The organism is Saccharothrix luteola (genome assembly GCF_020859565.1).
GTDB lineage: Bacteria > Actinomycetota > Actinomycetes > Mycobacteriales > Pseudonocardiaceae > Actinosynnema > Actinosynnema luteola.
The window spans coordinates 61,369-88,099 of record NZ_JAJHUO010000005.1 but is presented as its reverse complement, the minus strand read 5'-3'; the positions used below and the strand labels follow the sequence as shown (position 1 = coordinate 88,099).

25 protein-coding genes are annotated in these 26,731 nt (G+C 72.4%); 15 read left to right on the top strand and 10 right to left on the bottom strand.

Annotated elements, in window-relative coordinates; genetic code table 11:
* Positions 1 to 120: 120 nt before the first annotated feature.
* Positions 121 to 1,320 (bottom strand): S8 family peptidase, encoded by a 1,200-nt coding sequence (locus LNK82_RS07760; protein WP_230566259.1) that lies wholly within the window; start codon positions 1,318 to 1,320, stop codon positions 121 to 123.
* Positions 1,321 to 1,396: 76 nt separating this feature from the next.
* Between LNK82_RS07760 and LNK82_RS07755 the strand changes: the two genes are divergently transcribed.
* From LNK82_RS07755 to LNK82_RS07740, 4 genes are read left to right on the top strand one after another with little or no spacing between them, the layout of a single operon-like run.
* Positions 1,397 to 4,012: a CHAT domain-containing protein gene (locus LNK82_RS07755; protein WP_230566258.1), complete on the top strand. Its 2,616-nt coding sequence runs from the start codon at positions 1,397 to 1,399 to the stop codon at positions 4,010 to 4,012.
* A gap of 24 nt (positions 4,013 to 4,036) precedes the next feature.
* Positions 4,037 to 4,366: a TfoX/Sxy family protein gene (locus tag LNK82_RS07750; RefSeq protein WP_230566257.1), complete on the top strand. Its 330-nt coding sequence runs from the start codon at positions 4,037 to 4,039 to the stop codon at positions 4,364 to 4,366.
* Positions 4,367 to 4,402: 36 nt separating this feature from the next.
* The gene (locus LNK82_RS07745; protein WP_230566532.1) at positions 4,403 to 4,831 is read left to right on the top strand and encodes a nucleoside deaminase; all 429 of its coding nucleotides are present in this window, start codon (positions 4,403 to 4,405) and stop codon (positions 4,829 to 4,831) included.
* 58 nt (positions 4,832 to 4,889) lie between these two features.
* The gene (locus LNK82_RS07740) at positions 4,890 to 5,240 is read left to right on the top strand and encodes a hypothetical protein (protein ID WP_230566256.1); all 351 of its coding nucleotides are present in this window, start codon (positions 4,890 to 4,892) and stop codon (positions 5,238 to 5,240) included.
* Between the two features lie 36 nt (positions 5,241 to 5,276).
* Here the strand turns inward: LNK82_RS07740 and LNK82_RS07735 are convergent, their stop codons facing one another.
* Together LNK82_RS07735 and LNK82_RS07730 are read right to left on the bottom strand one after the other, a co-directional pair.
* Positions 5,277 to 5,573 (bottom strand): STAS domain-containing protein, encoded by a 297-nt coding sequence (locus LNK82_RS07735; RefSeq protein WP_230566255.1) that lies wholly within the window; start codon positions 5,571 to 5,573, stop codon positions 5,277 to 5,279.
* A 121-nt stretch (positions 5,574 to 5,694) separates the two neighbouring features.
* Complete coding sequence (locus LNK82_RS07730; RefSeq protein WP_230566254.1) at positions 5,695 to 6,783, bottom strand: carboxylate-amine ligase; 1,089 nt, start codon at positions 6,781 to 6,783, stop codon at positions 5,695 to 5,697.
* A gap of 99 nt (positions 6,784 to 6,882) precedes the next feature.
* Between LNK82_RS07730 and LNK82_RS07725 the strand changes: the two genes are divergently transcribed.
* Entirely contained in the window at positions 6,883 to 7,845 is a 963-nt protein-coding gene (locus tag LNK82_RS07725) for a DNA topoisomerase IB (RefSeq protein ID WP_230566253.1), read from the top strand.
* Between the two features lie 369 nt (positions 7,846 to 8,214).
* Here LNK82_RS07725 and LNK82_RS07720 read toward each other — a convergent pair whose 3' ends face one another.
* From LNK82_RS07720 to LNK82_RS07705, 4 genes are all read right to left on the bottom strand, one after another.
* On the bottom strand, positions 8,215 to 9,138 hold the full coding sequence (locus LNK82_RS07720; RefSeq protein ID WP_230566252.1) for a hypothetical protein: 924 nt from the start codon (positions 9,136 to 9,138) through the stop codon (positions 8,215 to 8,217).
* 305 nt (positions 9,139 to 9,443) lie between these two features.
* Complete coding sequence (locus tag LNK82_RS07715; protein ID WP_230566251.1) at positions 9,444 to 9,821, bottom strand: hypothetical protein; 378 nt, start codon at positions 9,819 to 9,821, stop codon at positions 9,444 to 9,446.
* A gap of 42 nt (positions 9,822 to 9,863) precedes the next feature.
* A complete protein-coding gene (locus LNK82_RS07710; protein ID WP_230566250.1) occupies positions 9,864 to 10,610 on the bottom strand; it encodes a SigB/SigF/SigG family RNA polymerase sigma factor in 747 nt (248 codons plus the stop codon).
* Entirely contained in the window at positions 10,607 to 10,969 is a 363-nt protein-coding gene (locus LNK82_RS07705) for an ATP-binding protein (protein WP_230566249.1), read from the bottom strand. Before LNK82_RS07705 ends, LNK82_RS07710 begins: the two co-directional genes overlap by 4 nt.
* Before the next feature lie 211 nt (positions 10,970 to 11,180).
* Here LNK82_RS07705 and LNK82_RS07700 point away from each other — a divergent pair, with 211 nt between their 5' ends.
* The 6 genes from LNK82_RS07700 to LNK82_RS07675 are packed head-to-tail and all read left to right on the top strand — an operon-like array spanning position 11,181 to position 17,918.
* Entirely contained in the window at positions 11,181 to 11,966 is a 786-nt protein-coding gene (locus tag LNK82_RS07700) for an ABC transporter ATP-binding protein (protein ID WP_230566248.1), read from the top strand.
* On the top strand, positions 11,963 to 12,781 hold the full coding sequence (locus LNK82_RS07695) for an ABC transporter ATP-binding protein (protein ID WP_230566247.1): 819 nt from the start codon (positions 11,963 to 11,965) through the stop codon (positions 12,779 to 12,781). The genes LNK82_RS07700 and LNK82_RS07695 overlap by 4 nt, the downstream gene beginning before the upstream one ends.
* Positions 12,778 to 14,631, top strand: coding sequence for an AMP-dependent synthetase/ligase (locus tag LNK82_RS07690; protein WP_230566246.1), 1,854 nt, complete (start codon positions 12,778 to 12,780; stop codon positions 14,629 to 14,631). The genes LNK82_RS07695 and LNK82_RS07690 overlap by 4 nt, the downstream gene beginning before the upstream one ends.
* Positions 14,628 to 15,515 carry a branched-chain amino acid ABC transporter permease gene (locus LNK82_RS07685; RefSeq protein ID WP_230566245.1) on the top strand — a complete coding sequence of 296 codons (888 nt, stop codon included), beginning with the start codon at positions 14,628 to 14,630 and terminating at the stop codon, positions 15,513 to 15,515. The genes LNK82_RS07690 and LNK82_RS07685 overlap by 4 nt, the downstream gene beginning before the upstream one ends.
* Positions 15,512 to 16,612: a branched-chain amino acid ABC transporter permease gene (locus LNK82_RS07680; RefSeq protein ID WP_230566244.1), complete on the top strand. Its 1,101-nt coding sequence runs from the start codon at positions 15,512 to 15,514 to the stop codon at positions 16,610 to 16,612. Before LNK82_RS07685 ends, LNK82_RS07680 begins: the two co-directional genes overlap by 4 nt.
* A gap of 13 nt (positions 16,613 to 16,625) precedes the next feature.
* Positions 16,626 to 17,918 carry an ABC transporter substrate-binding protein gene (locus LNK82_RS07675; protein WP_230566243.1) on the top strand — a complete coding sequence of 431 codons (1,293 nt, stop codon included), beginning with the start codon at positions 16,626 to 16,628 and terminating at the stop codon, positions 17,916 to 17,918.
* 198 nt (positions 17,919 to 18,116) lie between these two features.
* Here LNK82_RS07675 and LNK82_RS07670 read toward each other — a convergent pair whose 3' ends face one another.
* Positions 18,117 to 18,770, bottom strand: a complete 654-nt coding sequence (locus tag LNK82_RS07670) for an NPCBM/NEW2 domain-containing protein (protein WP_230566242.1) — start codon at positions 18,768 to 18,770, stop codon at positions 18,117 to 18,119.
* A gap of 348 nt (positions 18,771 to 19,118) precedes the next feature.
* On the opposite strand from LNK82_RS07670, the gene LNK82_RS07665 reads away from it, so the two are divergent.
* On the top strand, positions 19,119 to 20,123 hold the full coding sequence (locus tag LNK82_RS07665; protein ID WP_230566241.1) for a radical SAM protein: 1,005 nt from the start codon (positions 19,119 to 19,121) through the stop codon (positions 20,121 to 20,123).
* A 42-nt stretch (positions 20,124 to 20,165) separates the two neighbouring features.
* On the opposite strand, the gene LNK82_RS07660 is transcribed toward LNK82_RS07665, so the two are convergent.
* A complete protein-coding gene (locus LNK82_RS07660; RefSeq protein WP_230566240.1) occupies positions 20,166 to 21,149 on the bottom strand; it encodes a PHP domain-containing protein in 984 nt (327 codons plus the stop codon).
* Positions 21,150 to 21,261: 112 nt separating this feature from the next.
* On the opposite strand from LNK82_RS07660, the gene LNK82_RS07655 reads away from it, so the two are divergent.
* Together LNK82_RS07655 and LNK82_RS07650 are read left to right on the top strand one after the other, a co-directional pair.
* Complete coding sequence (locus LNK82_RS07655; protein ID WP_230566239.1) at positions 21,262 to 21,894, top strand: TetR/AcrR family transcriptional regulator; 633 nt, start codon at positions 21,262 to 21,264, stop codon at positions 21,892 to 21,894.
* A gap of 10 nt (positions 21,895 to 21,904) precedes the next feature.
* Positions 21,905 to 22,489 carry a hypothetical protein gene (locus tag LNK82_RS07650; RefSeq protein WP_230566238.1) on the top strand — a complete coding sequence of 195 codons (585 nt, stop codon included), beginning with the start codon at positions 21,905 to 21,907 and terminating at the stop codon, positions 22,487 to 22,489.
* Between the two features lie 4 nt (positions 22,490 to 22,493).
* Here the strand turns inward: LNK82_RS07650 and LNK82_RS07645 are convergent, their stop codons facing one another.
* On the bottom strand, positions 22,494 to 23,687 hold the full coding sequence (locus LNK82_RS07645) for a serine hydrolase domain-containing protein (RefSeq protein WP_230566237.1): 1,194 nt from the start codon (positions 23,685 to 23,687) through the stop codon (positions 22,494 to 22,496).
* Positions 23,688 to 23,801: 114 nt separating this feature from the next.
* Here LNK82_RS07645 and LNK82_RS07640 point away from each other — a divergent pair, with 114 nt between their 5' ends.
* The gene (locus LNK82_RS07640) at positions 23,802 to 26,624 is read left to right on the top strand and encodes an ATP-binding protein (RefSeq protein WP_230566236.1); all 2,823 of its coding nucleotides are present in this window, start codon (positions 23,802 to 23,804) and stop codon (positions 26,622 to 26,624) included.
* The last annotated feature ends 107 nt before the right edge of the window (positions 26,625 to 26,731 follow it).

Here is a 26,731-nt window from a genome sequence, read left to right as displayed (position 1 = left end):
AGCCGGGTCACGGACTTCGGATTCTTCGCTGCCACACACTACGGAGCCGCGACCGCGCTGCGAGATACAAGCTTCGGACAGGCGCCTGTCAGGTCGCCGCCGTCGGCCGAGCAGCGCCGATCACACGAACACGCCGTAGCCGGGGAAGAACTCCGGTTGCCCCACCAGCAGGTGGTCGCGGGCCGCGACGGCGGTCAGGCCGTTCTCGGTCATCGTCGCGGCGATCCGCCCGGCCACGTGCGGCGCGGCGAACGAGGTGCCCAGCCAGTAGGCGAACCGGTCGTAGACGTCCACCGGCAGGTCCGGCAGCTCCCACCGGCCCTTGAGGAACGTGCTCGTCCGGTTGCCGACCGCGCACGCGTCGACCCAGTGCCCGTGGTTGGCGTAGCAGGCGGGCGCACGGCTGCCGTCACGCTCCTCGGCGACCGCCGACACGGCGAGGACACCGGGCAGCGCCGCCGGCCAACTCGGCCGGGTGGTGCCCTGGTTGCCCGCGGAGGCCACCACGACGACGTCGCGCGGCAGGCCCGCGAGCGCCCGGCGGATCGGTTCGGAGGCGGTGTCGTCCTGGGTGAAGCAGCCCATCGAGATGTTGAGGACCTGGACCTTCTCGTCGAACGACGACAGCGCCCGGGCGAACTGCTCCTCGGTGCCGAGGCCGTTGGGGTCCAACGCCTTCTCCGGGTCGAACCGCACGCCCGGCGCGGCCTGCCGGACCACGCCCGCGACGAAGGTGCCGTGGCCGCCTTCGAGGGCGAACACGTCGGAGTACCGGTAGGCGGCGTCGACCTCGTCCGCCTTGGGGACGAACGCGTCGCCGAGCCACCGCGGGTGGTCGATCGCGGCGGTCGCCGAGATGCCCGTGTCCACGATGCCGACGACGACGCCGCGGCCGAGGTGGGTGCGCGCCGGGTCCGGGTCCGCCAGCGGCGTGCCGACGCGCGGCGGCTCGCCCGGGTTGCCGTGCATGTTGCCGCCGTGCCCGACGAGCACGTGGTGCGGCTGCACGTACGGCGTGCGCTCGCCGGGCCACTGCGCCGGGTCCCGCAGCAGGCGGACGATCTCCGGGATGTCGTCGGGATTCCGGGACAGCACCAACCGCGCCATGCCGGCGAAATCCCGGCCGCGGCTGTTGCCGATGTTGTTCTGCGCGAGCTTGCGGGCGACCCGGTCGACGTCCTCGGGAATGGTCAGCAGCTCACCGGCGACGAAGAGGAATTCCCGGCCCCGCTCGGGGTGGAGGCGGTAGCTCTTGTGGTCGCGGATGGCCTGTCGGAAGGCCTCCTGGTAGAGCCCGGAGCGATTCGATGGTTCGGACACCGAGGCCTCACAGCGACGTCGACGGGTGCCGGGTGTGAGCAAGCTACCACAGCCCACTTGGTAATAAGGTGGGTTCGTGGCAGGGGTTTCCGCCGCCGCAGCGCTGGAAGCCCGGCAGCGGGATCCGCGGGCGGCCATCGAGATCGGCCGGTCCGCGCTGCGGGCGGCGCGGACTTCCGGCGACGACGAAGAGGCCTCCGCCGCGGAACGCGCGATCGGTCTGGCGTTGCGCGAGTTGCACGACTTCGACGCGGCGCTGCGCCACTTGCGCCGTTCCGTGCGCATCGCCGAACGGGCGGGTTCGGCGCGTTCGGCGGCCCTGGCCCGGATGAGCCTCGCGTTCGTGCTGTCGAACACCGGGCGGCACGCGCAGGCGTTGCGCGCGATCAACGCGGCGCTGCCGAACCTGCGCGGCGTGGACGCGGGCAGCGGCCGGATGCAACGGGGCCTGGTGCTGCACTACCTGTGCCGCTACGACGAGGCGTTGCGCGAGTACAACGGCGCGATCGAGGTGGTGCGCCGGTTCGGCGAGCGGCTGGTGGAGGCGCGGGCGCTGAACAACCGCGGGCTGCTGCGCGCCTACACCGGCGGCCTGCGTGCGGCGGACGAGGACTTCGACCGCGCCGCCTCGCTCTACCGGGAGCTCGACCAGGCGCTCGCCGTGGCCGACGTGCGGTGGAACGCGGGCATCTCCGCGTCACGCGCGGGCGACGTGCCGCGGGCGTTGACGATGTTCGCCGAGGCCGAGCGGGAGTACCGGCGGCTGGCGGTGCCGCGGCCCGCGCTGCTGATCAACCGGCTGGAGCTGCTGGTGTCCGTGCCGCTGCTGGAGGAGGCGCGGGCGGCGGCCGACCGGGCGTTGGGGGAACTGGGCGGCGACCTGGTGCTGGCCCGGTCGGAGGCGCTGTTCTACCGGGCCAGGATCGCGTTGCTGGAGGGCGACCTGGACCGGGCCGTGGAGATGGCGGTGGCCGCGCGCAAGGGTTTCCGCCGCGAGAAGCGCGAGGTGTGGGCGGAAGGCGCGCGGCACGTGGAGCTGCGCGCCGCGTACCTGAGCGGGCAGCGGACCAGGGCCCTGGTGACGGCGTTGACGAGGGTGGCGACCCGGTTGGACGCGCTGGGCTGGCGGATGGCGGGCCTGGAGGCGCGGGTCGACGGCGCGCTGGTCGCCCGCGACCTCGGCGACCGCTCGCGCGCCGTGGCGGAGCTGACCGCGGCGGGCGCGGCCAGGCGCGGCGGACCGGCCGCGCACCGGGTGCAGGGCTGGTACGCCGAGGCGTTGCGGCGCGACCTGCTCGGCAACGCGCGCGGCGCGCAGATCGCGTTGCGGCGCGGGTTGGCGCTGCTGGACGAGTACCGGGTGTCGCTGGGCGCGACGGAGTTGCGGGCGTTGAGCGGCGCGCAGGGCGCGGCGCTGGCGTCGGAAGGCCTGCGCGCGGCGGTCGCGGGCGGCCGGGCCGGCCGGGTGCTGAGCTGGGCGGAGGCGTGGCGCGCGGGCGCGCTGCGGATGACGCCCGCCCGGCCGCCGGAGGACTCGGGGCTGGCCGACGCGCTGGCGGAGCTGCGGGCCGTGACGGCGGACCTGGAAGCGGCGTCCACGGCGGGGCGGCCGACGGCGGCGCTGCGGCAGCGGCAGGTGCGCGGCGAGCAGCGGGTGCGCGAGCTGACCCGGCGGACCGGCGGTGGTGGCGCGGTGTTCAAGCCTCCCGCGGTCGGCGAGCTGGAGCGGGCGTTGGGCACGTCGGCGTTGGTGGAGTACGTCGACCACGACGGCGAGCTGCTGGCCGTGGTGGTGGCGGGTGGCCGGGCGTCGCTGCACCGGCTCGGCCCGGCGGCCGGCGCGGTGCGCGAGCTGCGGCTGCTGCGGTTCGCCCTGCACCGGCTGGTGACGCTGCCCGACCACGTCGACCGCACGCCGGTGCGAGCGGGTGCGGAGCACGCGGCCCGGCTGCTGCAGAACCGGCTGCTGGAACCGTTGCGGCGACGGCTCGACGACCGGCCCCTGGTGCTCGCGCCGACCGGTCGGCTCGGCGGCCTGCCGTGGTCGGCGCTGCCCGCGTGCCGCGGCCGTGCGGTGACCGTGGTGCCGTCGGCGACGGTGTGGCTGCGTGCCGCCACATCCGTGCTGGTGTCGCACGATCGGGTGGTCTTGGCGGCGGGTCCGCGGTTGCCGGCCGCGCCGACGGAGATCACGGCCATCGCGGCGCTCGGCCCGGTCGGGGCTTCGGTGCTGGTGGGCGGCGAGGCGACGGTGGACGCGGTGGCGTCGGCGATGGACGGCGCGCCGTTGGCGCACGTGGCCGCGCACGGCTCGTTCCGCGCCGACAACCCGCTGTTCTCGGCGCTGGAACTGGCCGACGGCCCGCTGACCGTCTACGACCTCGAACGGCTGCGCACACCGCCCGCGCGGGTCGTGCTGTCGGCGTGCGACTCGGGCCTGTCGGCGGTGCGGCCCGGCGACGAGCTCATGGGGTTCACCGCGGCGCTGCTCGGGCTCGGCACGCGCACGCTGGTCGCGCCGGTCATCCCCGTGCCGGCCGAGGTGACCACACCGCTGATGGTCGACCTGCACCGCAGGCTCGGCGCGGGCCACCCGCCCGCGGTCGCGCTGGCGGGCGCGCAGCAGGCGCACCGCGACGACGGCGACGCCGCGTTCGCCGCGAGCGCCGGGTTCCTGTGCTTCGGTGCGTGAACGTCGAGTGGGGAGGACCGGGAGATGGCATACGACGAGCACCTGGCCGAACGGATCCGCGACGAGGTCGGCGACCTGCCCGGCCTGAGCGCCAAGCGGATGTTCGGCGGCATCGCGTTCCTGCTGCACGGCAACATGCTCGTCGGCGTGACCGGTGACGACATGATCGCCCGCGTCGGCCCCGACGCGGCGGAGGCGTGCCTCGCCCTGCCCGGGACGCGGGTCTTCGACATGACCGGCAAGGTGATGCGCGGCTGGGTCGTGGTGGACGGCTCGGCGCTCGACGAGGACTCCGGCCTCACCGACTGGATCGGCCGGGCGCGGGAGTTCGTCGAGACCCTGCCGCCCAAGTAGGTTGGCGCCGTGGACAACAGCGCGGACGCACAGGACATGCTCGCGGTGGCGGTGGCCGAAGCGCGCGCCGGGCTCGTCGAGGGCGGCATCCCGATCGGCGCGGCCCTGTTCGCCGCCGACGGCACCCTCCTGGGCCGCGGCCACAACCGGCGGGTCCAGGACGGCGACGCGTCCACCCACGCCGAGACCGCCGCGTTCCGCGCCGCGGGCCGCCGGGCGAGCTACCGCGACACCGTCATGGTCACCACGCTGTCACCGTGCTGGTACTGCAGCGGGCTCGTTCGCCAGTTCGGGATACCCCACGTGGTGATCGGCGAGGCCCGGACGTTCCACGGCGGTCACGACTGGCTCGCCGAGCACGGTGTCCGGATCACGCTGCTGGACGACCAGGCGTGCGTCCGGATGATGACCGACTTCATCGCCGCCAAGCCCGAACTGTGGTTCGAGGACATCGGCCAGGTGTAACGCGCCGCGCTGCACGGCGACACAATCCCGACACGAGCCGACGCCACCATCGGCGGGCATGGAACCGTGGCACGTGGACGAATCACTGGCATCCCTGGTGCTGGCCGAGGGCGCGGTGGCGGTGGAGGTGCCGGCCAGTTGGGGCGCCGAGGTCAGCACCCACCTCCGCTCCGCCGGACCGCTCGGGCCGATCCTCGCCGTGCCCGGCCGCCGGCTGCGCTGGCTGTTCCTCGCCAGACCCGACCCGGAACCCGTGGCGGGGCACGTGCCGCCGCCCGACGTCCGCTACTGGCACGGTCCGCGGCGCATCCCGGCGGCGCGATCCCGGTGGGTGGTCCCCCCGGCGGGCGCACTGCCCCCGGTGGGGGCGGTGCGCTGCGCCATCAGGACGGTCCGCCGGTTCTGGTAGGGCTGGTAGGGCGTCGATCCCCTGGAAGTCGAACCCCTAGAACCGGGTCAACGCCTCTTCCACGGAACCGACCACGGTGAACACCGAGCTGAGCCCGGTCGCCTCGATCGGCCGCTGCGTCGCCCGGCTGGTCGCCACCAGCACCAGCGGGACGCCGAGAGCGCTCGCCCGCTGACTGCCGACGACCAGCGACTCCAAACCGGCCGAACCGAGGAAGCGCACCCCACCGAGGTCCACCACCACACCCCGCACGTTCTCGACCAGGTGCTCCGTGAGCGGCCTGGTCAACTCCTCCGCGCTGCTCGTGTCCAACTCGCCCGACACGTGCAGCACAACTACGCCGTCCGCGGGTCTGTCGACCCGAACGGAAGCAAGCGTCGCCGCGGGTTCTGGCACGCCGGTACTCCTCTCACTCAGCGACGCCGGCGCGGCGTCGAATCCTTCACGGTAGACCTCAACGGCCGTCGTCGACCGTTTCGGCCAAGATCAGATCGACCAGCCCGCGCGCGTCGGGCGAGCCGCCCAACGCCCGGCGCTGGCGCGCGGCGCCGCTGCCGTGCGCGCCGAGCCAGGCCACGTGATCCTCCACAGTGGACAGCGCGGAGGCGTCCTCGAGCGCGTCGGCGCACCACGACACCAGTTCGGCCAGGCGATCCCGGGCCGGCACCAGGTTGCCCGTGCGCGGGTCGACCGCCAAGCCGTCCACGCCGTCGCGCGCGGCCCGCCAGTACGCGGCGCGCAACATCATGTCATCCACCCGTTCGGGTTCCCCCGACTCGGCGGCGGTGCGGGCGAACGCCCGGATGACCTCGGCGATGACGACCGCCTCGCGCGCCGTCATCGGGATGTCCGCTACCCGCACCTCGACCGTGGGGTGCTGCGCGGACGGCCGCACGTCCCAGTAGACCATCCCGCTGTCGAGCAGCACCTCCGTCGACTCCAGCGCGCCGACCAGCCGGTCGTACTCGGCGGCGGAACCCAGGTGCGGCGGCGGGCCGCTGATCGGCCACCGCGACCACACGATCGTGCGCCAACTCGCGTAACCCGTGTCCTCGGCCTGCTCGATCGGGGAGTTCGCGCTCAACGCCAGCAACGTCGGCAGCCACGGGCGCAGGGCGTTCGCCACGCGGACCGCGACGTCCCGGTCCGGCACGCCCACGTGGACGTGCATCCCGCACACGCCCTGACCACCGATGATCGCGCGGTGCGTGCGCTCCATCATGCGGTAGCGGCGGTCGTCCGTGCCCGGAGGCGGGCCCAGCGTGCCGATCGGCGGGATCGCCGAGGCCAGCAGCCGGCAGCCCGCCGCGTGCGCGGCCTTCGCCAGGTGGATGCGACCACCGATGACCTGCTCCGCCAGCTCCTCGGCGGTCCGGCACACCGGCGTGGCGACCTCGATCTGGAAGGGGGTCAGCTCCCGTTGCACGTCGTGGCCCGCGCCGGCGTGCTGCTCGACCGAATCGGCCAGCGGCACGGGTCGGCGCGACTCGGGGTCGACTAGGAGGAACTCCTGCTCGACGCCCACGGTCCACGGCTCCGTCATGCCGGTCCCATACCCACTCGGCCGCGGTTTCAACCACGGTCTTGCGAATCGTTCGGGGGACGGGCGTTTCACTCGGTCGCGGTCGGGAACCTGGCCGCTGTGAGATTGCGCCGCAGTGATCCGGCCCAGGCGGGCTGGCGTCGCCGTGCCCGGGGCCGGGGGTTCAGCTACGTCGACGCCGACGGCGAGCCGCTCGACGCCGCGTCGGTGGCGCGGATCAAGTCCCTGGTCATCCCGCCCGCGTGGCGCGACGTGTGGGTGTGCCCGCACCCGAACGGCCACATCCAGGCGGTGGGCACGGACGCGGCCGGGCGGCGGCAGTACCTGTACCACGAGCGGTGGCGGCAGGACCGGGACGAGGAGAAGCACGACCGGGTGCTCTCGCTGGCGCCCGTGCTGCCCGGGTTCCGGGCGGAGGTGGCGCGGGAGCTGAGCGGGCGGGGGCGGTCGCGGCGGCGGGTGCTGGCGGTGGCGCTGGCGGTGTTGGAGCGCGGTGTGTTCCGGGTCGGGGGTGAGACGTACGCGGCGGACAACGGGACGCACGGCGTGGCGACGTTGCTGTGCTCGCACGTGGCCGTTCGGCGGTCCACTGTGGAGTTCTGCTACCCGGCGAAGGGCGGGATCGAGTTCACCACGGTGGTGGAGGACGAGGCGTTGGCGCGGGCGGTGCGGGGGTTGCTGCGGGGGCGGGGCGGGGACGAGCGGCTGCTGGTGGACGCGCGGGGGTACGCGGTCGGGTCGGATGACGTGAACGAGAGGTTCAAGGAGATGGTCGGGGCGGAGTTCTCGGTGAAGGACTTGCGGACGTGGCACGCGACCGTGCTGGCGGCGGCGGCGTTCGCGAGGGAAGGCCGGCCGGAGTCCGCGCGGGGGCGGAAGCGGGTGGAGGCGGGGGTGATGCGGGAGGTGGCGGAGCACTTGGGGAACACGCCGGCGGTGGCGAGGAGGTCCTACGTCGACCCGCGGGTGGTGCGGCGGTACCACGACGGGGTGATGATCAGACCGAGGTCGGCTGATCGTGAGACAGTGGAACGGGCCGTGCTGCGGATGCTGCGGAGGTGAATCACGTCATGTCCACCGTTTCCGCAGGTCGGTCGGTCGTCCGGTCACACTTTCGAGTGATCAACGGCCAAAAGTGTACGGAAACACCGTTACCGCACCTCGGTTAAAACCATGAGGAGCCCTCGCCAACCACCCCCCCGTGCCACCCCATCCGCCTCACCCAGCCGACCATCCGCCGACCGTCCCGACCTCAGCCGCCGTCACCGCAATCACGTACCACCGCAATCACCAGCCGCCACCGCGATCGCCCACCACCGCAATTCCGTCACGACCGCAATCGTCGGCCGGGACCGGGCCCCGGCTGGGGTAGCAGTGGACGTCACCGGGCATCACCCGGCCTCAGTGGCCATCACCGGAGATCACCGGAGATCACTGGCGGAGCAGGGCGCCGACGTCCTCGTGCAGCCGAACCGCCCCGCCGACGAGCACGATCTCGGCCCCGCACTCGACCGCCCGCAACGGCAGCACCTCGTCGGCCCGGCCGTCGTCGACCTGCTGCGAGCCGACGAGCGTGTCGGTCAGCAGCAGCGTGTCGACCCGGCCCTCGGCCAACGCCTGCCGGACCGCGACCAGTCCGTGCACGGCGCGTCCGGTGAGCCGCGTGGACTCGTCCCGGAATCGCTCGACCACCGCGCGCCGGGCGTCCTGGTTCGCCCGTCCGGCCAGGTGGAGCACGGCCCGATCGGGTGGTCCCTCGACCTCGACCACCAAGTGGTGGTAGCGGGTCGGCAAGGCCACCCGCAGTGAGCGCCGCCCGGCCAACGGCCCGGCCAGCACCAGCAGCGGCGCGCCCAGCAGGTCGACCAGGGTGGCGGCTTCCTCGGCGACGTCGGCCAGTTCCTGGGCGTCGAGTCGCCGTCCGGGACGCCGCGCGCCCACGGTCGCCACCGCCACCGGGCGGCCGGTCGGGTCGACGCCGCGCAGGTCCGCGCCGTGCTCGCCGACCTGGACGACCACGTGCGGCAGGAGGGGTTCGGACAGGTCGACCAGCGGCAGGATGTAGGGGAGCGGGCCGGTTCGGGCGGTGTAGCCGGTCGGTGGGACCGGGACGTACTGGTCGACCAGCACCCGTCCGCCGCCCACGACCAGACCACGCCCGGCGAGGCCGCGCGGGGTCGTGCCGGACATGATCGCGTTGTGCGCCAATGCCACGAGGTACGGGTCGGCGGCCATGGCTTGGAGTTGATCGCGCATCGCCCGCCATCGCAGGTCCACGTGATCGCCGACGTCGAGGTACACGGAGACGAACGGTCCCTCGACGTCGACCAGGTTTTGCAGACTCGCCGTGTGCATCGGTTCGGTCCTCCCCGTTCGGGTTACACGGGTGGTACCCGAAAGGGGGTTGGTGCAACCGCGCTCACCGGCACGGGAAAACGCGCCGATGGCTGTGGGAACGGGCCTGAGATCGGTGTGGGAGCGGCCCTCGAAACGGCGCAGCAACGGCTGAGGGAAGAGAGCGGCGGGAACGGCGATGGGAATGGCGGCGGGAACGGCGGCGGGAAGGGCTGAGGGAACGGCGGCCGGACGGCTCGGCGAGTGGTGTGGCGAAGGCGGGTGGGGGCGAGGTGGGAGGAACAGGTGGAACAAGGAAGGGGAGGTCAGTGGGAGTCGGCGGCGCGGCGGGCTCGTTGTTCGCACCACGCGCAGCCCTCCGCGACGCCCACGGAGGCGAAGCCGATCAGCAGGTGCACCGCGTTGCCGATGAGGCCGGCGTCCATCGACCCACCCGACTCGCTCACCCCGAACGCGAACACGACCAGGTACACGACACCCGTCATCGAGCCGACCAGCCGCGCCACCCGGGTCCGCACCGCCGCCGCCCCGATCACCACACCGCTCACCAGGTGCAGCACCGCCCATCCCGGCTCGGACCGCACGAGGTCCGCCACGCCCCACGCGACCAGCAGCACGCCCAGGACCACGGCCGCCCGCTGCGGCCACGCCAGGCTCACCGGGCCCGCCACCACGGCGACCACCCCTTCCGTCCCGCGCGACCCAGGCTCGACGGCGCACGAGCGCTACTCATCATCGAGCAACGAGCGCAACCGGGCCAAGGACCGGCTCAACAGCCGCGAGACGTGCATCTGCGACACGCCGACCGAGTCCGCGATCTGGCTCTGCGTCATGCCGCGGAAGAAGCGCAGCACCACGATCCGCCTCTCCCTCTTGGGCAGCCCGCGCAGCATCGGGTCCAACGCGTGGTGCAGCTCGACGACCTCCAGAGCCGGGTCGTCGCTGATCAGCCGTTCGGCGTAGTTCAACTCCTCGCTGATCGACTGCTCGTCCAACGACAGCAGGTGGTACGCCGACGTCGCGTGCAGCCCCTCGTAGACCTGGTCCACCCCGATGCCGAGGTGCCTGGCGACCTCGCTGGGCGTCGGCGTGCGCCCGGACACGCGGGACAGCTCCACCCGCGCCGTGTCGATGGCGACGCACAGCTCCTTCAACCGCCGCGGCACGCGCAGCGCCCACCCCTGGTCACGCAGGTACCGCCGCACCTCACCGGTGATCGTCGGCACGGCGAACGCCAGGAAGTCGATACCGCGCGTGACGTCGAACCGGTCCACGGCGTTGATCAGCCCGACCGCCGCCACCTGCCGCAGGTCCTCCACGGACTCGCCGCGCTCGGCGAACCGGTCGGCGATGTGCCTGGCCATCGGCAGGTGCTCGGTGACCAACCGGTCACGCAGCCGCTGGTAGCGCTCGCCGTCCCGCTCGGCTTCCGCCAGCTCGTGGAACAGCGGCTGGTAGTCCACCGCGTTCATGCCCGACACCTCAGCTCGACCCGCAACCGACCCTCCCCGTCAACCCAGGTGGCCACCGCGTCGGTCACGGAGCTGACGACCCGCCAGTACAACGAGTCATGATCGGGCACGGTGACGGCCGATGACCGGACCTCCGCCCGGAAGCGGACGGAATCACCTTCCCGGGCGAACCGGCACCGCAGGACGGCCGACGGGTCCAGGGTCCGGGAGATCAGTGCGCTGCACGCCTCGTCGACGGCGATGATCAGGTCGACGGCCAGGTCGGGGGTGCGCCGCGCGACCGCGCCGGCGACCGCGCGGATGACCGAGAGGTGGGCCGGTCTGGCCGCCACCCTGAGCTCCACCTCCGAGCCGTCCATGTGTGGCGAACGCTCCTCACAACCCTCGTCGCAGTAGCCGGGGGCATACCCACGGACCCCTCCCGCTACACCAGTCCACACAGGACTGAGCAACAGAATCGTGAAAGCCGAACATGCCGTGGGCTGGTTCATCACGGTTTGCGAACAGCGGTAGGTAACCCTGTGATCGGAGTCATACTGATCGCCTCCCCGACATCCCCGGAGGCGCCTGGTGCTCGAGGCGAACAACCTTGAGGTGGTCTACGACGACGTGATGTTGGTGCTGCGCGGCGTGAGCCTGAGGGTCCCGGAGGGGCGGATCGTCGCCCTGCTCGGCGCGAACGGAGCGGGCAAGACGACGCTGCTGCGCGCGCTGTCCGGCCTGCTCGACGTGCACGACGGCAAGGTCACGCGCGGCGGGATCACCCTGGACGGCGATCCGATCCACCGCGCCTCGCCGACGCGCATCGCGTCGCTCGGCGTGAAGCAGGCGCTGGAGGGCAGGCGCATCCTGGCCGAGCTGTCGGTCGAGGAGAACCTGCGCATCGGCGGGCACAGCAGGCCGCGCGGCATCAAGCAGAACCTGGACCGGATGTACGAGTTGTTCCCCAGGCTGCGCGAACGGCGGCGGCAGAGCGCGGGCTACCTGTCCGGCGGCGAGCAGCAGATGCTGTCCATCGGCCGGGCGCTGATGTCCGAGCCTCGCTACCTGCTGCTGGACGAGCCGAGCCTGGGCCTGGCCCCGCTCATGGTCCAGCAGATCCGCGACCTCATCGTGAAGATCAACGCGGCCGGCACGACCGTGCTGCTGGTCGAGCAGAACGCGACCATGGCGCTGTCCATCGCCGACCACGGCTACGTGCTGGAGACGGGCAAGGTCGTGATGGACAAGCCGGCCGCCGCGCTGCTGGCCGACGAGGACGTGCGCGAGTTCTACCTGGGCCTGCGCGGTGAGGGCGCCGCGCAGTCGTTCCGCGACGTGAAGCACTACAAGCGGCGGAAGCGGTGGTTGTCGTGAGCCGAGCAGCGCAGAGCCGGGAAGCCGGGGCGAACGTGCTCGAAGTGCGGGACGTGCGGCTGGCGTTCGACGGCGTCACCGCCGTGGACGGCGTGTCGTTCCACGTCGCCGCGGGCGAGCTGTTCGCCATCATCGGGCCCAACGGCGCGGGCAAGACGTCGATCTTCAACGTGCTGTCCGGCGTCTACCGGCCACAGCAGGGGTCGGTGCGGTTCCAGGGCGAGGAGGTGCTGGGCAGGCGCCCGCACAAGGTCGCCGCCATGGGCATCGCCAGGACGTTCCAGAACATCGAGCTGTTCGCCCACCTCACCGTGGTGGAGAACCTGATGCTGGGCCGGCACAACCACATGCGGTACGGGGCGCTGGCCGCGTTCGCGTGGGTCGGCCGGGCCCGGCGCGAGGAGCTGGCCAACCGGGAGGCGGTCGAGGAGGTCATCGACTTCCTCGAGCTGGAGCAGTGGCGGCGCCTGCCGGTGGGCCTGCTGCCGTACGGCGTGCAGAAGCGCGTGGAACTCGGGCGCGCGCTGGCGATGGAGCCGAAGGTGCTGCTGCTGGACGAGCCGGTCGCGGGCATGAACGTCGAGGAGACCGAGGACATGGCGCGGTTCGTGCTCGACGTCCGCGACGAGCTCGGCATCGCGATGGTCATGGTCGAGCACGACATGGGCCTGGTGATGGACCTCGCCGACCGGGTGATGGTGCTGGACTTCGGCAAGCCGATCCGCACCGGCACGCCCGCCGAGGTGCAGCAGGACCCCGACGTCGTGCGCGCCTACCTCGGCGAGGCGCACCAGAGCGCGGGAGGCGCGGCATGACGACGGCCACCACCACCGGGCTCACCACCATCGTGACCCGCGTCCGCGACCGGGCCGCCCGCACGCCGGACGCGGTGGCGTTGCGGGCCAAGGACTTCGGCATCTGGCGCGAGGTGAGCTGGGCGCGGTACTGGGCGCAGGCCGAGCTGGTCGGCCACGCCCTGCTGGCGCTCGGCGTCGACGCGGGCGACCGGGTCGCGATCCACTCGGAGAACCGCCGCGAGTGGCTCTACACCGACATCGGCGCGGCGGCCGTGCGGGCGGTCACCGTGGGCCTGTACCCGACGAACCCGGCCGCCGAGGTCGCGTACCTGCTGTCGCACTCCGCGACCCGCGTGCTCATCGCCGAGGACCAGGAGCAGGTGGACAAGGCGCTGGCCGTGCTGGACGCCCTGCCCGACCTGGAGCGCATCGTGTACATCGAGCCGCGCGGCATCCGGCACCGCTACGACAACCCGAAGCTGCTGTCGTGGGACGACTTCCTGGCGATGGGCGCGGAGCACCGGGAGCGGAACCCGGACGCGGTCGCGCGCCGGATGCGCGAGGTCGAGGCGGACGACGTGATGACGTTGATCTACACCTCGGGCACGACCGGGCCGCCCAAGGGCGCGATGCTGACCGTGGCGAACGTCGAGTTCGCCGTCCAGTCGCTGGTCGAGGGCGGCGGGTTCACCGAACCGCCGCCGTCACCGAAGGACATCACGCTGTCCTACCTGCCGCTGTGCCACGTCGCCGAACGCATCTTCACCACGTGGTTCAGCGCGTCGGCCGGGGTGCAGGTGCACTTCGCCGAGTCCATCGAGACGGTGCAGGCGAACCTGCGCGAGGTGCAGCCGACGATCCTGTTCGGCGTGCCCCGCATCTGGGAGAAGGTGTTGGCGGCCATCACGATCAGCGCGTCCAGCGCCACCTGGCTCAAGCGGGCGACCACCCGGTTCTGGCTGCGCGTGGCCGACGGCCTCGGCGATCACCTGGTGCGCAACGGCGGCAGGCACACCGTCGGCACGCGGCTGAAGTACGGCATCGGCTGGCTGTTCTGCTTCCGCGCGTTGAAGGCGCGGATCGGGCTGCGGCACGTCCGGTACGCCGCGTCGGGCGCCGCGCCCATCTCGCCGCAGGTGCTGCGGTTCTTCATGGGCATCGGCGTGCCGATGCACGAGGTGTACGGGATGACCGAGAACAGCGCCGTCGCCACCGGCAACCGGCCCGGCCGGGTGAAGCTCGGCACGGTCGGCGAACCGCACCCCGGCGTGGAGCTGCGGATCGCCGACGACGGCGAGATCCAGACCAGGCACGCGGGCGTGTTCGCCGGCTACTGGCGCGACGAGGAGGCCACCCGGCGGGCGATGACCCCGGACGGCTGGCTGCGCACCGGCGACGTCGGCGAGTGGGTCGACGGCAAGCACGTGCGGATCACCGACCGGATGAAGGACATCATCATCACCGCGGGCGGCAAGAACGTGGCGCCGTCGGAGGTCGAGAACGCGCTGAAGTCCTCGCCGTACATCAAGGAGGCGATCGTGCTCGGCGACCGGCGCCCGTACCTGGTGGCGCTGATCGGCATCGAGTACGACACCGTCGGCCACTGGGCCAGGCAACGCCGGATCACCTACACCACCTACCGCGACCTCGCGGAGAAGGACGAGGTGCGCGAGTTGGTGCAGGGCATCGTGACCGAGGTCAACGGGCGGTTCGCCACCGTGGAGCAGGTCAAGAAGTTCCGCATGCTGCCGAAGGAGCTCGACCACGAGGACGGTGAGCTGACCGCGACGCAGAAGGTCAAGCGGTCGGCACTGGCCAAGGTGTTCGGCGAGCTCGTCGACGACATGTACGCCGGGGGGCGCGGATGACCGAGTTCCTGCAATCGCTGATCCGGGGCCTGGGCTCGGGGTCGATCTACGCGCTGCTGGCGCTGGGCTTCGTCATCATCTACAAGTCCACCAGGGTGATCAGCTTCGCCCAGCCGGCGTTCATGCTGGCGGGCGCGGTGCTGGTCAGCTACCTGGCCGCGGAGGTCGGGTTCTTCGCGGCCGTGCCGATCGCGGCGGTGCTGATCGCCGTGCTGGCGCTGGGCGTGGAGCGGACCGTGCTGCGGCCGATGATCGGCAAGCCGGTGTTCGTGGTCGCGATCATCACCATCGGCGTGGACGTGGTGGTGCGCGTGGTGACGAACGCGTTCATCGGGCTGGACGTGCGGCAGGTCGGCGACCCGTGGGGCCTGTCGACGGTGACGCTGCTCGGCGTCGAGGTGCAGCAGCGGTACCTGGTCATGTTCGGCACGACGGTGGTCGTGGTCGCGGTGCTGTTCGCGTTCTTCCGGTTCTCCCGGGTGGGGCTGGCGATGCGCGCGGTGGCCTACGACCAGGAGGTCGCGCTGGCGCAGGGCATCTCGGTCGGTTCGGTGTTCGCGCTGTCGTGGGCGATCGCGGGTGGTCTGGCGGCGTTGGCCGGGGTGTTCGTGGCCACCGGCGCGGGCGTGGACCAGCAGCTGTGGGTGATCGCGCTGAAGGCGTTGCCGGCGATCATCCTCGGCGGGCTGGACTCGCTGGGCGGCGCGGTCGTCGGCGGGCTGGCCGTCGGGGTCGTGGAGTCGCTGGTCGGCACCTACCAGGGTGACGTGGCGCCGTGGCTCGGGCCGAACTTCGCGCTGGTCGCGCCGTACGTGCTGATGTTGGTCGTGCTGCTCGTGCGGCCCTACGGGCTGTTCGGCAGCAAGGAGGTGGAGCGGCTGTGAAGGGTCGTCCGGAGCTTTACACCTCCTACGCGCAGGACATGGCGTTCCTCAACACGCGCCCCAAGCGGACGTGGACGGGGGCGTTGGTGGTGGTGGCGCTGCTGGTGCCGTTCGCCATCACCGACGACCTGCTGATGTTGCTGGCCACCGGGTTCGTGGCGGCGATCGGCGCGATCGGGTTGAACATCGTGACCGGGTACGCCGGGCAGGTGTCGTTGGGGCACGCGTTCTTCCTGGCCATCGGCGCGTACACCGGCGCGGCGCTCTCCGGGGACCCGGACGGGCGGGTGCTCGGGTTCGGGGTGACGTCGCTGCCCGTGTGGCTGCTGGCGTCCGGGCTGGTGGCGGGGCTCGCGGGGCTGGTCGTGGCGCCGATCGCGGTCCGGTTGCGCGGGCTGTACCTGGCGATCGTGACGCTGGGGCTGGTGTTCCTCGGCGAGCACGTGTTCCGCGAGTGGACGTCGTTGACCGGCGGTCCGGGCGTGGGCCGGCCGGCGGCGGTGCCGGAGCTGTTCGGCGTGCGGCTGGACCGGCCGTCGGAGTTCTTCAGCGGGCCGCAGCAGCTCTACCTGCTGATGTTCGTCCTGCTGGTGATCTTCGCGGTGCTGGCGCGCAACCTGGTGCGGTCGCGGATCGGGCGGGCGTTCGCGGCGGTGCGCGACCGCGACCTGGCGGCGGCCGTGATCGGCGTCGACCTGACCCGGTACAAGGCGCTGGCGTTCGCCGTGTCGTCGTTCTACGCCGGTGTCGCGGGCTCGTTGTTGTTCGTGGTCAACGGGTTCTTCGACCCCGGCTCGTTCGGCCTGCTGCTGTCGGTGCAGTACATCGCCATGGTGCTCATCGGCGGCGCGGGCACCATCTCCGGCGCGATCATGGGCGCGCTGTTCATCACGCTGCTGCCGCGCATCACCCGGGAACTCCCGACGGTGCTGCCGTTCATCAGCGCAGACGCGACCGGTGCGGTCACGGTGTTCCAGGTCGAGGCGGTCCTCTACGGGCTGCTGATCGTGGTGTTCCTGATCGTGGAGCCACGTGGCCTGTTCGGTATCTGGGTGCGCGTCCGCAACTACTGGCGCACTTGGCCTTTCTCGTACTGAAAGGGTGGATGGGATGGCAAGTCACAGAGCGGTGCTCGCGGTGCTCTCCGTGGTGGCGCTGGCCGCCGTCGCGTGTCGCGGTGGCGACGGCGCGGCGCCGCAGGAGGGCAAGGGCGGTATCAAGGTCGACTTCGGCGTGACCAGCGAGCCGTGCCCGGACACCGGCCACAGTGACCGGGGCTGCATCTACCTCGGGTCGATCTCCGACCTGACCGAAGGGCCGTTCAAGACGCTCGCGGTGCCGATCACGGAGTCGCAGAAGGCGTTCTGGAAGCGCGTCAACGACAAGGGCGGCATCGGCGGCTACGACGTCGACGTGACCACGTACGTCAAGGACAACAAGTACAACCCGCAGATCCACAACCAGGTCTACCAGGAGATGAAGGGCAAGGTCCTGGCCCTGGCGCAGACCCTGGGCTCGCCGACGACCGCGGCGATCCTGCCCGACCTGGAGAGCACGCAGATGGTCAGCGTGCCCGCGTCGTGGACGTCGCTGTGGGGCGTGGAGGAGGTCGTCCTGGAATCGGGCGCGAACTACTGCGTCGAGTCGATGAACTCGGTCGACTACGCGGTGGACGAGCTCGGCGCGAAGAGCGTGATGGCCGTGCACCTGCCCGGTGACTACGGCGACGACGCGGCGGCGGGCGCGAAGATCGCGGCGGAGAAGCGCGGCGTGGCGTACTCCAACGCGGTCACCCAGACCGGCCAGGACAACCAGGGCGGCGCGATCGACGCGGTGCTGGCGAACAAGCCGGACGTGGTCATCCTGACCACCGGTCCGACCGACGCGGCGGTGATCATCGGCCAGACGGCGGCGCGCGGGTTCAAGGGCAAGTTCATCGGCACGTCGCCGACGTGGAACCAGGGCCTGATGCAGAGCCCCGCGGCGCCCGCGATCAAGGCGCTGTACCTGCAGTCCGCGCCGTGGAAGTCGTGGGCGACGGACTCGCCGGGGCACAAGGCGCTGCGCGAGGCCCTGCCGAGCGTGACGCCGAACGACGGCTACACGGCCGGGTGGGTGTGGTCGTACCCGTTGAAGGCGGCGCTGGAGAAGGCGGCCTCGAACAAGGACCTGACCAGGGCCGGTGTGCTCGCGGCCGTGCGGCAGCTGAACTCGGTGGACTACGAGGGCATGCTGCCCCAGGGCGCGGGCAACTTCGCCGGCAACTCGAACGACGCCACGTTCCGGCAGACGTTGATCTACAAGCCGGACGAGCAGGCGGCGACCGGTGTCGGGCTGGTGGAGGACTTCTTCACGGGGCCGACGGCGAAGGACTTCAAGTTCGAGAAGCCCTGCTACGCCTGATGTCGCCCGGCTGCACCTGATGGATCGACGTGCCCCGGCCGCGGCTCCGCCCCGCCGGGGCCCCGCGTCCCGCAGCCCGGCGGGGGGCGGTTTCCGTCGTTTGGCCCCCGGGCTCCCGGTTGTGGAGCGCCGGCCCCGGCCCGCGGCGCCGCGGGGCGGGGCCACGTCGTCCCTCAGCCGGTCGTGGGGCGTTGTCCGTCAGCCGGCCGGGGTCAGGGTCGGGTCCGCCCAGACGCCCACGCGTTCCGGCCCCGGGCAGTCGCTCGGGTCCTCCGCCAACGGCTCGACGCCGATGGTCAGCAGGCGCGCGCCCGTGACGGGGAGGTCCACCGGTTGCGGGGTGGGGCCGGTGTTCGCGATCTCGGCCGCCCGGTGGTCGTCGACGAGGACGTAGAAGTCGAGTTCTTTCGTCGCCAATGAATCGTCCGCGATCGCGACCTGGGCGGTGAACCGGTCGTATTTGCCGTCCAGTGCGAATGTCAGCTGGGCGGACGAGCACCAGGCTCCGGTGGCGGAAACGGATTTGGGGTAGGTCACCTTCCGCACCTTCGCGGGGGCGGCCGTCCACGGGCTCTCGACGTACATGTCGTCGATCGAGCTGCTGTCGACCGGTGGCAGGTCGGAGAGCCAGATCGTGCCCGGTCTCGCGGCGGCGACGCTCTCCGTGGTCGAGGTCGTGGCCTGCGGTGATGTGGTCGGAAGGGCGGGGGCCGCGGTGGTGGCGGGCTCGGCGTCGAACGTGCTGCCGATGGCGATCCCCAGCGCCAGCACGGCCACGCCGGCCGCCGACAGCCAGAGCGCCGGTCCCGGTTTGCGGCGCACGTGAGCGGTGTTCAAGTCCTGGTCATCCATGTCGGCGACCCCTTCAGGTCCAAAGACGTGAGCCGAACTCGGGATAATGCCGGGTAATGCCTCGACCGGCGCAGCACGTTAACACCGGATCGGTCGGCACGCGCCGAAAACGTCAATTCGAGTGGTTTCGTGAGTTGTCCGCACAATTGCGGCGGTGGATCGGAATGCGCACCCTCGCGCGTCGCGGGACGGCGTCGGCGGGACGCTCGGCCGGGGGGCGGGCGGTGGTGATGAGCGGGCGTCGGGCGGGCCCCGGTCGCGTGCGGCCGCGAAGCGGGTTGACGGTTCGACGTATCACCGGGCCTCGTGCGTGCTCCATAGGGATGTCGAGCATCGCGGGAGGGTGGAATGGGCCAGACGAGTGGCCGGGCGGTTCTGCAGGTCCACCCGACCAGGCTGTGCAACCTGCGCTGCCTGCACTGCTACTCCAGCTCGGGCCCGGACGTCGCCGAGGCCATCCCGATCTCCGTGCTGTCGGCCGTGGTGCGTGACGCGGCCGCGCTCGGCTACGACGTGCTGAACGTTTCCGGTGGTGAGCCGTTCCTGTACCCGGAACTGCCCGCGCTGCTGCGCGCCGCCCGCGAGGCCGGGCTGCGGACGACCGTCACGACGAACGCGGTGGCGTTGACGCAGCGCCGCATCGGCCTCGTGCGCGGGCTGGTCGACCTGGTGGCCGTGTCGCTGGACGGTGATCGCGCCACGCACGACCGGATCCGTGATCGGGAAGGGTGCTTCGAGAAGGCGTTGGCGGGCATCCGCCGGCTCACCGAGGTCGGGCTCCCGGTCGGCGTGATCACCACGTTGACCCAGGGGAATGCCACCCAACTGGGTGAAGTCGCACTGGCCGCGGTCCAATCGGGCGCTCTGCTTCTCCAGGTTCACCCGTTGGAGCCGGAAGGCGCCGCGAACAGGTTGATGGCCGGTGAGCGCCCGGACGCCGTCGAGCTGGCGTACGCGGCGGTGGAGCTGGGCCGCATCGCCGAGGAACACGGCCTGGCCGTCCAGCTGGACGCCGTGCCGCGCACCATGCTGGCCCGCAAGCCGGAGGCGTTCATGGCCGCGCCGGTCGACGACGGGCAACCCCTCGGCCGCTGGCTCACCCCGCTGGTGATCGAGGCGAACGGCGCGGCGGTGCCGGTGTCGTACGGCTTCGACCGCCGGTACGGGTTGGGCAACGTCCAGACCCGCTCGCTGGCGGAGCTGGCGCGCTACTGGGACGCGGCGCCGTTCCTCGCCCTGTGCCGCGCCACGTGGCTGCGCCTGGTCGAAGGCCGGACCGGGCCCTTGATCCCGTGGTACGGCCACCTGGTCCGCGCGTCGAGGGCGCAGCGCCCGGCGACGGCTGGTCGTTGAGGGCCGGACGGTCGGCGCGGTTGGCGGTTGCGCGGTCGGTGGTCAGCGGGACAGGAGGTCCGCGGCCTCCAGGGTGTTGATCACCCGGTCGGGGGTGACGCCGCACTCCTCGGCACGCTCGCAGCCGAACGACAGCCAGTCCAGCTGCCCCGGTGCGTGCGCGTCGCTGTCGATCGCGAACGTGCACCCCAGCTCGACCGCCAGCCGCAGCAGCCTGCCCGGCGGGTCGCGGCGCTCCGGCCGCGAGTTGATCTCCACCGCCGTGCCGTGCTCGACGCACGCCGAGAACACCGCCTCCGCGTCGAACGTCGACTCCGGCCGCCCCTTGCCGACCACCAGCCGTCCCGTGCAGTGCCCGAGCACGTCGACGTGCGGGTTGGACACCGCGGCCACCATCCGCCGCGTCATCTCCGGCGCCGCCATCCGCAGCTTCGAGTGCGCGCTGGCGACCACGAGGTCGAGCCGCTGGAGCAGCTCGGGCCGCTGGTCGAGCGCGCCGTCGTCGAGGATGTCCACCTCGATGCCGGTCAGGATCCGGAACGGCGCCAGCTCGGCGTTCAGCTCCGCCACCACGTCCAGCTGCTCGAGCAGCCGGTCCGCGGACAGCCCGTTGGCCACCGTGAGCCGGGGCGAGTGGTCGGTCAGCACGATCCACGAGTGCCCGAGGTCGCGCGCGGTCTCGGCCATCTCCCGGATCGGGCTGCCGCCGTCCGACCAGTCGGAGTGCGTGTGGCAGTCGCCCTTCAGCAACGCCCGCAGCGCCTGCCCGCCCACCACCGGCTCGCGGAACCGGCTCAGGTAGGCCGGCTCGCGCCCGGCGACGGCGTCCGCGATCACGCCGGCGGTGGCCTTGCCGATGCCGGGCAGGTCGGTCAGGGTGCCCGCCGCGACCCGCCGCGCCACCTCCCCGTCCGGCAACGCCGCCAGCACCTCGGCGGCCTTGCGGAACGCCCGGACGCGGTAGGTGGGTTCACCGGCGCGCTCCAGCTGGAACGCCACCTGTCGCAGTGCCCAGAGCGGATCCACACCCCATTGTCTACCCGGACCGGCGCGGTGGTGCGCGTCGACGTTCTCGACTTGGCAGCGGTGCGCGCGAAAACCTTGCGGCCGAACGCGTGCGGAACCGAGGATGTCCGCCATGTCCCCACGTGCCGGCACGGTCGGGTCGCGACGCAGGCCCAGCAAGGGCGACCTCACCTCGCAGGCGATCCTCGACACGGCCGAGCGGCTGCTGCAGACCCGTTCCCTGGACGACATCGCGGTCGACGAACTGGCCTCGGGAGCGGGCATCTCGCGGTCGACGTTCTACTTCCACTTCGCGTCGCGGGAAGCGGTGCTGCACGCGTTGTCCGGTGGAGTCCTCGACGCCCTCTACGAGTCGGCGTCGTCGTGGCTGCGGCGCGGGAGCGAACCGCCCGAGGCCTCGATCCGGCGCGCGTTGGGCGCGAGCCTCGCGGTGTGGCGCGAGCACGGGCCGGTGCTGCGCGCCGCCGTACGGGCCCGTGACACCGACCCGTTGATGCGGGAGTTCTGGGCCGGCGTCGCCCACCGGTTCGTGGAGGCGACCGCGTCGCGGATCGAGCTCGAGCGGGAGGCGGGCGTCGCTCCGGCGGGCCCGGACGCCAAGTCGTTGGCGGCGGTGTTGGTGGCGATGAACGAGCAGGCCTTCCTGAGCCGTTCGCGGTCCCGCCGGTCGGCGGCGCGGGACCGCGAGCTGGTCGACACCCTGACGTGCGTCTGGTTGCGTTCGGTCTACGGCACCGGCTCGTAGGATCGCCGGTGTGCACGACGACCCCGAGCTGATCGCCATGGTCCACGACGCCCACGTCCGGGGGCTCGGGCACGAAGAGGTGTTCACCGCGCTCGGTGGACGTGGGGTGCCGAAGTCGGCGGCGATCGTCTACTACGCCAAGGGCGCCGGCGTGCCCGACGACGAAGCCCGCCGGTTGGTCGAGGGCAGCCCGTTGTGGGACCCGCGCGTGCAGGAGGATCGAGAGGCGTTCCAGGAGGACGTGGAACGCCTCTGGTTCCTGATGCTGCTGATCGCGTCGGTTGAGCCCTCGGCGTTGGACGATCCCGGTGACGACGAGGTGCTGCTCCGTCAGGCCCGTGCTCGCGCGCACCTCGTGGAGGTGGCCGCGTTGCTGCCCCGGGAGGCGTTGGCCCCGTACGACGGACACCTGGCCGACGGCCTGCACGCCGACGCGTTCGCGGACCTGGTGGCGGTGGCGCGCGAGCACGGCCTGCCCGACGACGGCTGGCGCGGGCTGGCGGAGGTCGCGGACCAGCTGTGCCTGCACGAGTGGGAGGACGGACCGGAGGAAGAGGAGTTCGTGGCCGCCGCCCGCTTCCTCCGCGCGCGCTGAACCGTCAGCGGAACCAGGTGCCGGTGAGGGCCTGGCGGTAGCCCAACGCGCGGTAGACGGCGTCCACAAGGGACTGGCCGCGGGCATTGACGCCCAGGCCCGGCCCCATCTTCGTCATCGCGTAGCCGAACGACATCCGCGCGCCGGGGTCTGCGAAGCCCAGCGAACCGCCCATCCCGGAGTGCCCGAACGCGTCCTCCGACATCGCCACCCCGCGTTCCACGGCGGGCAGGCGCCGGTTGGCCGCCGCCTTCATGAACCCGGCCGAGAACCGGGTCGGCGCGAGCAGCATCTCGTCGAACCCGGCCGACTCCACCCCCGACATGACCGGGAGCTGCGCCTCGTCCACCAGCCGCACGCCGTTGTACTCGCCGCCCGACGCGAGTGGCCGGTACATCTGCGCCAGGCCGCGCGCGTTGCTCATCCCGCCGACCGAGCCGTACTGCGCCGCGTGGGCCTCCCGGGTGTTCGACGCCGCGACGTAACCGCCGGTGTTGCCCAGCAGCAGCCCCTGCATCGACCCGGGCTCGGACAGCCCGGTCACGTACATGCCCGGCAGCGCCTCGCCGCGCTCGACGGGGACGGTGGGCGCGACCAGCGGTTCCAGGTCGTCGGGCAGCGTCAGCCAGAAGTCCAGCCCCAGCGGACCGGAGACCTCCTTCTCGAAGAACTCGGCCAGCGCCAGCCCGGACACCCGCCGGATCACCTCGCCGATCAGGTGCCCGAACGTCAACGCGTGGTAGCCGTGCCGCGTGCCGGGCGCCCAGAACGGCTCCTGCCGCGCCAGCAGGCCCGTCATCAGCTCCCAGTCGAGCATCCCGCCCGGCGGCACCGGCTCCCGCACCGCGGTCAACCCGGCCTGGTGCGACAGCAGGTGCCGCACCAGCGTGTCCGCCTTGCCGTTCTGCCCGAACTCCGGCCAGTACGCGGTGACCGGCGCGTCGAGGTCCAGCTCGCCCCGGGACGCCAGCACGTGCGCGCACAACGCGGTCGCGCCCTTGGTGCACGACCACACGTGCGTGATCGTGTCCTCGGTCCACGGCCGCCCGCCCGCGTCGCCGCCCCACAGGTCGACCACGGTCTCGCCGTCGAGCGTCACGTGCACGCCACCGCCGAGCTCGCCGCGTTCGGCGAAGTTGCGTTCGAACTCGGCGCGGACCTCGGCGAACTCGTCGGCGCAGGTGCCCTCGACCGTCATGGACCCTCCAGGTGCGGTTGTCTGCCGCCATGCCACCACCGTGAGCCACGCCACGTGAGTAGGGATTCCTCAGTGGGTAGGGTGGTGGCCGCTCCGACGGCGGGAGGTCGCCTGTTGTCGTCTTTCGTCGGCCGGTCCTTCTTCGGCCGGGAGGCCGAGTTGGCGGCCGTGTTCGACGCGGTCGAGCGCGTGCCCGCGGCCGGGTTGGTGGCTGTCGTCGTGTCGGGCGAGCCCGGGATCGGCAAGTCCAGCCTGGTGGCCGAGGCGTGCCGCCGGCTGCGCGACCGGGGGTGCGCGGTGGCCGCCGCCGAGTCGGACGACGTGAGCAGGCGCATCCCGTACGCGGCGGTGGCCACGGCGTTGCGGTCGGTGGCGGTCGCGCCGGGTGGGGCGGGGTCGCGTGAGGTGCGCGCCGCGGTGGAGGCGTTGGAGCTGACGGCGGCGCCCGACGCGACCTGGTTCGGCCGGTCGTGCGAGGTGGTGGCACGGGCGCTGGCCGCGCTCACCGCCGAACGGCCCGCCGCGCTCGTGCTGGACGACGTCGACCAGGTGGACGACGACTCGCTGGCCATGCTCGCCGTGGTGCTGCGCAGGGTCACGGCCGCGCCGTTGGTGCTGATCACGGCGGTGCGCGAGCACCACCGGAACCCCGGCGTGGAGGAGCTGCTCGACCGGCTCGAACGGCACGCCGACGTGGTGCGCGTGCGGCTGGCCCCGTTGAGCGGCGGTGACGTGGCGCGGATCGTGGAGACCGTGCTGGGCACGCCGGTGGACGACGGCCTGGCGCACGAGGTCCACCAGCGGGCGGACGGCAACCCGTTCTTCGCGGTCGAGATCGCCCGGTCGCTGCGCGAACTGGACCTGGTCGCGGTGGACGGCAACCGGGCCCGGCTCACCGTGTCGCCGTCGGCGATCCGGCTGACCAGGCGGGAAGCGGTGCTGCGGCGGGTCGCGCCGCTGGACCGGGACACCAGGGCGGTCGCCCGCGCGGTGTCGATCTTCCGGCGGGTGCGGCTCGACCAGATCGGGCTGCTCGCGCGGGTGTCGTCGCTGCCCGAGGAGACGGTGGTGGACGCGTTCGACGGGCTGCTGCGGGCGCACATCGTGGTGCGGGACGAAGATCGGGGCTACCGCTTCTCGCACGCGCTGGTCGGTGAGGCGTTGTACCAGGAGATCGGGCCCGCCCAGCGTCGGCACCTGCACAGCCTGATCAGCGCGCGGCTGCTGGACGACCGGGCGCGCGGGCTGGCGGTCGACGAGATGGAGCTGGCCTGGCACCTGGCCGAGTCCGCGCCGCCGGGCGACCTGCGCGCGGTGCGGGTGATGGCGCAGGCCGCCGCGGCGAACCGCGCGACGGCGCCCGAGACGGCGGCGGCGTTGTGCGCGCGGGCGTTGGAGCTGCTGCCGGTGGCCGCGCCGGAACGGGCCGGGCTGCTGGCCTCGCAGTGCCGGGCGCTGGCGCACGCGTCCCGGCCCGGTGCGGCGATCGAGCCCGGTCTGGCGGCGTTGGCGGCGCTGCCTGCCGGTGCGGAGCGGTCGCGGTGCGCGATGGTGGTGCTGACCAGCATGTTCCTGGTCGGGAGGTTCGCGGAGGCGTTGCGGCTGGTGGACGCGGAGCTGGCGGCTGCGGGGGTGGCGGGGGCGCCGGCGGCGTTGCACGCGCAGCGGGCGTTGTTGTTGGTGTTCACCGGGCGTCACGCCGAGGCGTTGGTCGCCGCGGAGCGGACCGAGGCGATGCCGCTGACGTCGGCCGCCGAGGGCGTGGTGGTGTTCGACCGGCTGGCGGTCGTCACGTCGATGCTGTTCCGGCACGACAAGACGGTCGACTACGCGAACCGGTCGCTGGCCGCGGCGGACGGACAGCCCGCGTTGGAGCTGCAGGCGTTGGCGGTGAGCGCGTCGACGGGCGCGTTGGCCGGTCTGGTGCACGACGCGTCGTGGCGGTTGCGGCGGGCGGAGGAGCTGCGGGAACGGGCGGGCGGGCACGCGTTCCGCGGTGAGCTGGAGATGGCGCGGGTGGCGCTGGACTGGTTCGGCGGTGAGTGGGACGCGTGCCTGGAGCGGGTGGGGCGGGCGGCGGCGGAGTTGGAGTCGCGGCAGGAGCTGATGATGCTGGACGGGCTGCGCGCGATCGAGCTGGAGGTGCGCACCTGGCGGGGTGAGCTGGACGTCGCCGCGCGGTTGGCCGCGTTCGGGGTGCCGAACAGCCCCAACATGTCCCGCCTGCACGCGTTGGCGATGTCCGGGTACCTGGCGGCGCGGGGTGACGTGGAGGGCGCGCGGCGGGTGCTGGTGGAGGCGGTCGACGACGACGGGACGTCGGCGTACGGCTGCGAGTTGCTGGGCCGGTTGGTCGAGCTGGACCTGGCCGGTGGTCGGGTGGACGACGCGCGGCGGGTGCTGGGGAGGCTGCGGGCCGTGGCGGCCGATCGGGTGTCGCCGTGGACCCGGACGACGGTCCGGCGGGTGGTCGGGCTGGTCGAGCGGGACGGTGCGGTGCTGCGTGAGGCGGTGCGCGAGGCGGAGGTCGGTGGGCTGGTGTTCGAGCGGGCACGGGGGCAGTTGGCGTTGGGGCTGGTGGACGGGGCGGCCGTGGACGAGCTGCTCGAGGCGTATGCGGTGTTCCAGCGGGTTGGTGCGCACGGGTTGCGTCGGCAGGCTGGGGCGAGGTTGAAGGAGTTGGGTGCGAAGGTGCCGCGGGCGCGCGGGCGGGGGCGGGCGTCCGGGGTGTTGACGGCGGCGGAGGAGAACGTCGCGCGGTTGGTGCAGCAGGGGATGCGCAACCGGGACATCGCGGCGGCGTTGCACTACAGCCCGCGGACGATCGAGGTGTACCTGTCGCGGATCTACGCGAAGTTGCGGGTGTCGTCGCGGTTGGAGTTGGCGCGGGTGTTGGACGGGGTGGGTGGGTTGGAGGGGGCGGACGGGCGGGGGTAGGGCTTAGTTGTTGTGGAAGCCGCACTGACTCGGTGGTAGGCCGGGCGTGTTGGGTCGGTGGTGTGGCGGGTGGGTCGGTGGTGCAGCCCTCAATGGTTCAACCCTCG

Coding starts and splice junctions, on each gene's coding strand:
- LNK82_RS07670 (WP_230566242.1), bottom strand. CDS start 18,770: ATGGATGACCAGGACTTGAACACCGCTCACGTGCGCCGCAAACCGGGA.
- LNK82_RS07730 (WP_230566254.1), bottom strand. CDS start 6,783: ATGACGGAGCCGTGGACCGTGGGCGTCGAGCAGGAGTTCCTCCTAGTC.
- LNK82_RS07645 (WP_230566237.1), bottom strand. CDS start 23,687: ATGACGGTCGAGGGCACCTGCGCCGACGAGTTCGCCGAGGTCCGCGCC.
- LNK82_RS07685 (WP_230566245.1), top strand. CDS start 14,628: ATGACCGAGTTCCTGCAATCGCTGATCCGGGGCCTGGGCTCGGGGTCG.
- LNK82_RS07750 (WP_230566257.1), top strand. CDS start 4,037: ATGGCATACGACGAGCACCTGGCCGAACGGATCCGCGACGAGGTCGGC.
- LNK82_RS07710 (WP_230566250.1), bottom strand. CDS start 10,610: ATGAACGCGGTGGACTACCAGCCGCTGTTCCACGAGCTGGCGGAAGCC.
- LNK82_RS07675 (WP_230566243.1), top strand. CDS start 16,626: ATGGCAAGTCACAGAGCGGTGCTCGCGGTGCTCTCCGTGGTGGCGCTG.
- LNK82_RS07690 (WP_230566246.1), top strand. CDS start 12,778: ATGACGACGGCCACCACCACCGGGCTCACCACCATCGTGACCCGCGTC.
- LNK82_RS07705 (WP_230566249.1), bottom strand. CDS start 10,969: ATGGACGGCTCGGAGGTGGAGCTCAGGGTGGCGGCCAGACCGGCCCAC.
- LNK82_RS07745 (WP_230566532.1), top strand. CDS start 4,403: ATGCTCGCGGTGGCGGTGGCCGAAGCGCGCGCCGGGCTCGTCGAGGGC.
- LNK82_RS07655 (WP_230566239.1), top strand. CDS start 21,262: ATGTCCCCACGTGCCGGCACGGTCGGGTCGCGACGCAGGCCCAGCAAG.
- LNK82_RS07665 (WP_230566241.1), top strand. CDS start 19,119: ATGGGCCAGACGAGTGGCCGGGCGGTTCTGCAGGTCCACCCGACCAGG.
- LNK82_RS07740 (WP_230566256.1), top strand. CDS start 4,890: ATGGAACCGTGGCACGTGGACGAATCACTGGCATCCCTGGTGCTGGCC.
- LNK82_RS07720 (WP_230566252.1), bottom strand. CDS start 9,138: ATGCACACGGCGAGTCTGCAAAACCTGGTCGACGTCGAGGGACCGTTC.